This window comes from Nocardia sp. (genome assembly GCF_025465275.1).
In the GTDB taxonomy this organism is placed as follows: Bacteria; Actinomycetota; Actinomycetes; order Mycobacteriales; family Mycobacteriaceae; genus Nocardia.
The window spans coordinates 1-6103 of sequence record NZ_JAODNK010000214.1; the positions used below are offsets into that span (position 1 = coordinate 1).

General features: G+C 67.6%; 6 protein-coding genes. All 6 read right to left on the bottom strand.

From position 1 onward, the window contains the following. Positions 1-190 precede the first annotated feature (190 nt). Complete coding sequence (locus JWN03_RS42555) at positions 191-1261, bottom strand: prenyltransferase (RefSeq protein ID WP_297628149.1); 1071 nt, start codon at positions 1259-1261, stop codon at positions 191-193. Next, positions 1248-1979, bottom strand: a complete 732-nt coding sequence (locus JWN03_RS42560) for a class I SAM-dependent methyltransferase (protein ID WP_297628151.1) — start codon at positions 1977-1979, stop codon at positions 1248-1250. Before JWN03_RS42560 ends, JWN03_RS42555 begins: the two co-directional genes overlap by 14 nt. Then, the gene (locus JWN03_RS42565) at positions 1973-3238 is read right to left on the bottom strand and encodes a glycosyltransferase family 4 protein (RefSeq protein ID WP_297628153.1); all 1266 of its coding nucleotides are present in this window, start codon (positions 3236-3238) and stop codon (positions 1973-1975) included. Before JWN03_RS42565 ends, JWN03_RS42560 begins: the two co-directional genes overlap by 7 nt. Positions 3239-3336: 98 nt before the next feature. Next, positions 3337-4194 carry an LLM class F420-dependent oxidoreductase gene (locus JWN03_RS42570; RefSeq protein ID WP_297628157.1) on the bottom strand — a complete coding sequence of 286 codons (858 nt, stop codon included), beginning with the start codon at positions 4192-4194 and terminating at the stop codon, positions 3337-3339. A gap of 15 nt (positions 4195-4209) precedes the next feature. Beyond that, positions 4210-5682: an FAD-dependent oxidoreductase gene (locus JWN03_RS42575; RefSeq protein WP_297628155.1), complete on the bottom strand. Its 1473-nt coding sequence runs from the start codon at positions 5680-5682 to the stop codon at positions 4210-4212. Positions 5683-5714: 32 nt separating this feature from the next. After that, positions 5715-6074, bottom strand: coding sequence for a carboxymuconolactone decarboxylase family protein (locus tag JWN03_RS42580; protein ID WP_297628159.1), 360 nt, complete (start codon positions 6072-6074; stop codon positions 5715-5717). Positions 6075-6103 lie beyond the last annotated feature (29 nt).

Below are 6103 nucleotides of genomic sequence, written 5' to 3' on the forward strand. Positions count from 1 at the left end.
ACCACCGCAAGCGGCGGCAACGCCGCCTCGGCCGCCTGACCCCGATCGAGTTTGAGACAATAAACCAGCCCGCGATCGCGGCCTGAAACACCACACCCGCGAGTCAACCGAACTCGGGGCAGTCCCCAAGACGCGGGAGGGCGAAGGTTCGAAGGGTGAGGGCGGGAAGGAGAAGGTGGGGCGGGGGTGGTTAGGGGGTGCTGGGTTCGGGGCAGGTGCAGGTTGTGGGGGTGGGGGATTGGGGGAGGAGGTTGCGGAAGATGTTGTGGGCGGGGGTGGTTCGGGTTAGGGCGTCGGCGGCTAGGAGGGTGGCGGCGGCGGTCCAGGTGGTGCGTTCTTCGGGCCAGCGTTTGCCGTCGGTGAAGACGAGGCCGGTCCAGTAGGAGCCGTCGGTTTCGCGGAGGTGCTGCATGTTGGTGAAGAGGCGGAGGGCTCGGGAGGTGTCGCCTATGGCATCCAGGGTCAGGACCAGTTCGCAGGTTTCTGCGCCGGTTACCCATGGTTGGTCGGAGACGCAGCGGATGCCCAGGTCGGGGACTACGAAAGTGGGCCAGTGGGAGTTGATTCGGGCTTGGGCCGTTCGGCCTCGGATCGCGCCGGTGAGGACGGGGTAGTACCAATCCATGGAGTAGCGGTTCTTGTCCAGGAAGGCTTCGGGGTGGTTGCGGAGGGCGTGTCCGAGGCGGAGGGCGGCTACCTCCCACTCGGGTTGGGGGTCGCCCAGCCGGCCGGCCAGGGCGAGGGCGCAGCGGAGGCTGTGGAAGATGCTGGAGCAGCCGGTGAGGAGGGCTTCGCCGGAGGACCCTTGGGGGCCTGCGGACCAATGGATTTCGCCGAAGCGACCCTGTTGGAGCGAGAGGACGAAGTCGATGGCGTCGCGGACCACCGGCCACATTTCGCGGGCGAAGACGGAATCGCCGGTGCTGGTGGAGTAGTGCAGCACCCCGGTGGCGATATAGGCGCAGAAGTTGGTGTCGCTGTGCTCGTTCTCGATGACGCCGTCGCGGAACTGACTGGGCCAGGAGCCTTCGGCGCGTTGGGTTTTCGCGCTCCAGAGGTAGGCGGCCCGGGCTTCGTCCAGCAGCCCGGCCGCCGTCAAAGCCATGGCGTTTTCGATGTGGTCCCAGGGGTCGGTGTGCCCACCGGTGAACCAGGGCAGCGCGCCGTCGGATTCCTGTGTGGCGGCGATGGATTCGGCGCTCTGCAGGAACTGGCGGGCTGTCAGGACACCGGGAACGCGGGGTAGGTCAGCGCCGGGCACTGCGGACCGCCGGTTTCGCGAAGTACAGGGCGACGCTCTTGCCGATGAACGGATCGAGCAGTCGTTCGGTGACGCGGGTGAGCTGCGGCGCGGACATCATGTCCCACACCAGCATCCGGTGATAGGTGCTGACCAGCGGGTTCTTCTCGTCCTTGACGCCGACCGCGCATTTCAGCCACCAGTACGGCGAATGCAGCGCATGTGCGTGAGACCTGTGGATAAATCGCATACCCTGTGCTGCGACCTTGTCGCGGAGTTCGTCGGCGCGGTAGATGCGGACGTGTCCGCCCTCGTTGGCGTGGTATTCGTCCGACAGTGCCCAGCAGATCCGTTCCGGCAGCCACCGCGGCACCGTGACCGCCAGTGCCCCACCGGGTTTGACCACCCGCGCCAACTCGGCAATGGCCGCCTCGTCCTGCGGCACGTGCTCGAGGATCTCGGAGGCGATCACCACATCGAATTCCCCGTCCCCGTAGGGCAGATCCAGTGCATCGCCGCGCACCGTCTCCGCCTTGGCGTACCCGGGCGCCTCGCCGACCTCGGCCATGGCCTTGAACATGGTGTCCACATCGGCCAGGTCGGAGCCGTTCTGGTCGAAGGCCACAATGTCCGCACCGCGCCGATACGCCTCGAACGAATGCCGGCCGGCCCCGCACCCCACATCGATGACGCGGGTGCCGGGGCCGATGCCCAGGCGGTCGAAGTCGACGGTCAGCATTGGTGCGCCTCCTGGCGGATCGGGGTGATGGCCGGACGGGAGCCGTGCCGGGTTATAGCTTGTTCGTAGACGGAGACCGTTTGGGCGGCAACGGCTTCCCAGCTGAAGACCTCCAGGGCGCGCCGCCGCCCGGCCGCGCTCAGGTGCCGCAGGCGTTCGGGGGAGTCGAGCAATTCGCCGAGTACCCGGGTCAGCTCCGTCACATTGCCGGGTTCGACCAGCTCCGCGCAGCCGCCGACCACTTCCGGCAGTGCGCCGGCGCGGCTGGCGACGAGGGGTGTGCCGCTGGCCATGGCCTCCACGGCGGGCAGTGAAAAGCCTTCGTACAGCGAGGGAATGCAGGCGATCTCGGCGGAGCTGAGCAGCTGGGCGAGATCCTCGTCGCCGAGTCCGCTGACGGCGGTGACGATATCGGCGATGCCGAGTTCGGCAATGAGCTTCTCGGTGGGCCCGTTCGCCTCCAGCTTGGCGACCAGCCGCACCTCCAGGGCGTGTGTATTACGCAGCCGGGCAACGGCATTCAGCAGGTGCGAGATGCCCTTCAGTGGTTTGTCCGCGCTGGCCACGGCGACAATGCGTCCCGGCACCCGAGGCGACGCGCGCGGCCGGAACAATTCGGTGTCCACGCCCAAGGGCACCGTGCGCAGCTGCTGCGGCGAGACGCCGAAGTCCGCGGCGATATCGTTCGCCGAGGACGACGACACGGTGATCAGATCCGGAATCTGCCGAGCCACCCGCTGCTGCATGCCGAGAAACCCATACCATCTGCGCAGGAACGGTTTTCGCCGCCAATTCGCGGCGGCCAGATCCACTTCCCGGTCCCGGGTGATCGGATGGTGGATGGTCGCCACCAGCGGCAGGTGCCGCGCGATATCCAGCAGTCCGTAGCCGAGGCACTGATTGTCGTGCACCACATCGAATTCCGCCGCCCGCGCCCGCAGGAGTTTGGCGGCGCGCTGGCTGAAGGTGCGCGGCTCCGGGAAGCCCGCCGTCCACATGGTGGCGACCTCGAGCAGGTCGATGCCGTCCCGGATCTCGCCGGGCCGGGGTGTGCGGAAGGGGTCCTCGTCCCGGTACAGGTCCAGGCTCGGGACCTCGGTCAGGCGCACCCGGGGGTCGAGGTGTTCCGGATAGGGCTGCCCCGAGAACACCTCGACCTCGTGTCCCAGTTCCGCCAGCCCTGCGCTGAGATAGCGGACGTACACCCCTTGTCCTCCACAGTGGGTTTTGCTGCGGTAGGACAGCAGGGCAATACGCACGTCACGGCCTTTCGTAGGGCGCAGCGAAATTTACTGGGGGAGTGTGAATTTCAGAAGTCGCGCAGGCCGCCCGGCAGCTCGGCCGGGCGCCGCGCGAATCAGCGGACGAGGCCGAGTGGCTCGAGTTTGCCCGCCAGCCGCTCCAGGTAGGCGAGGACGTCGGCCTCCGGCTTGTCCGGCATGCCGTACAGCACGTCGGTGACGCCGGCCTCGGCCCAGTGGGCCAGCTTGTCCGCATCGGGTTTGTAGTCCAGGGCGACCACCCGGGGTGCGCCCTCGCGCCCGGCCTCTCCCCAGTGCTTCATGAGCAGTGCGGTGGAGGCGGATACGTCGGATTCGGTGGGCGTGGTGATCCACCCGTCGGCCGAGGCGGCGATCCACTTGAAGGTCTTGTCGGTGCCGCCCGCCCCGATGAGCAGCGGCACATGCGCCTGCACCGGCTTCGGCCACGCCCAGCTGGGGCCGAAGGAGACGAAATCACCCGAGTAGCTGGCTTCCTCCTGCGTCCACAGCGCCCGCATGGCTTCGATGTACTCGCGCAGTACGGTGCGCCGCTTATTGCCGGGCACTCCGTGATCGGTGAGTTCGTCGGTGTTCCAGCCGAATCCGGCCCCGAGCGTGACGCGTCCGCCGGACAGGTGATCGAGCGTCGCGATGGTTTTCGCGAGGGTGATCGGATCGCTTTCGGTGGGCAGCGCCACCGCCGTCGACAATTCGATGCGTGAGGTCACCGCGGCGATGGTCCCCAGCGTCACCCACGGATCGAGGGTGCGGGTGTAGCGGTCGTCGGGCAGTTCGGCGGTGCCGGTGCCCGGATGGAACGCCTCCCGCTTGATCGGGATGTGGGTGTGCTCGGGCACGAAGAACGAGGCGAAGCCCTGCTCCTCGGCCGCCTTGGCGGCGACCGCGGGGGCGATGCCGCGGTCACTGGTGAATTGAACGATGCCGAATCGCATATGCGTCATCCCCTCTCAGTTGGATTTGGCGGCGGCGATGCCCGCGCGCCGGCCGTAGAAACTTCCGTCACCCAGCGAGCAACCGCTGGCATAACCACCCGCGCAGATGCCCGAGGTGACGCGACCGGCCGCGAACAGTCCCGGGATCGGCTCGCCGGACACGTGCAGCACCCGCGAATCCAGGTCGGTGCGCAGCCCGCCGAGGGTGAATCCGCCGGTGTAGCCGCGCAGGTCGTACGCGCCCAGCGGAGTGCCGATGGGCTTCACCCACTCCGGCTTCTTGTGCAGGAACGGGTCTTCCCCGTTCTCGGCGTGCTTGTTGTAGAGGCCGATGGTCGCCTGCAGAGTGTCGGCCGGCAGTCCCATTTCGCTCTCGAGCTCGGCGACGGTCTCCGCGACCCAGGTCGGCGCGATGCGCAGGAAGGACATGGAGGATTTGGTTTCGAACGCCTCCTCCAGGGCCGTCTCGTCGATGATGAGGTACGCCTTGTTGTCCTGGTCCAGCAGCACCGCCTGGCCCATGCGGCCGGGGTAGGTGTCCTCGGTGACGAACCGCTGACCGCGGCCGTTCACCAGAATGCCGCGCACCACCACCTGCGGATCCGCGACCAGGGCGACCTCGGTGGCATCCATATGCGCCAGATCCGCGCCCAGGGCCTGCGCGACCCGGATGCCGATGCCGTCGTGCTCCTCGACCGTCGCGGCGGGCCGCCCGGCGATCTTGGGTGCGAAGCGCTCCACCATTTCGTGCTGGTAGGCGAAGCTGCCGGTGGCCAGCACCACGCCGCGCTCGGCGCGGACGAACAGCTCCTTGCCGTAGCGCTTGGCCGCGACACCGACCACGCGGCCGGTCTCGTCGACGACGAGCCGCTGCAGTCGCACGTCGAATTCCCGACGAACGCCGAGCTTTTCGGCGGTGTGGGCGAGGGGCTCCATCAGCATGTAGCCGCCGCCCTTCTCACCCAGCTTCTTGTCCTTGGTCCAGGCCAGATGGCCGCGCGGCGCGGGGTCGGCAATGGTGTTGAACGGTGCGGCGTTCTCGCCGCCGGAGAACATCAGGCCCTGGTCGGCCGGCGGCTCGTAGCCGGGCTCACCCCAGAATTCCTGGTTGAACGGAACGCCCTGCGACACCAGCCAATCGAAGTGTTCGACGCTGCCCTGGCAGTAATCGTGGATCTTGTCCTTGTCCACGCCCGGTCCGAGCGCGGCGGTCAGGAACTTCTCCATGTTCTCGGCGGTGTCCTCGAACCCGAGCGCCCGCTGCAGTGCCGTACCGCCACCAAGGTAGATGAAGCCGCCGGACAGGGCGGCCGCGCCGCCCCAGCCGCCGGTGCGTTCCAGCACGAGCACATCGGCGCCCGCGCCGGCCGCCTCGATGGCGGCGCACACCCCGGCAATGCCGTAGCCGACGACGACCACATCGGCCTCGAAGTCCCAGGAGTCCACCTCACTGGCTCGGAGCGGTCGCACGGTTGCGGTATCGGCCATGTTCTCGTCAATTCCTAACTGGGGGAGGGGAATTACTTCTTCTTGTGCTGTTTGACAGCCTTGCCGACGACGCCGTCCAGGGTGGTGCCCGCGGGCCAGCCCACGTAGTGGCAGAGGAACAGTGCGATCTCGTGCAACTGCTCCTCGTCCAGCTCCTCATTGCGCAGGGCCGCGCCGACCTGGATCTCGGCAATATCGAACAGGCCCTGGGCGGTGGCCGCGCCGAGCAGCAGCAGTCGCCGATCGCGGATGGAAAGCCCTGGGCGCGACCAGATATCGGCGAAGAGATGGTCTGCGGTGACCGCGAAGTGCTCGCCCGGGCCGTCCTGGAACTCCCAGCCGTACACCTCGCTCATCTTCTTCAGTCCGCGTTCTCTGCGCTCGTCGGTCATGAGAGCCCTGCCTTCACTGTCGAGTCGAT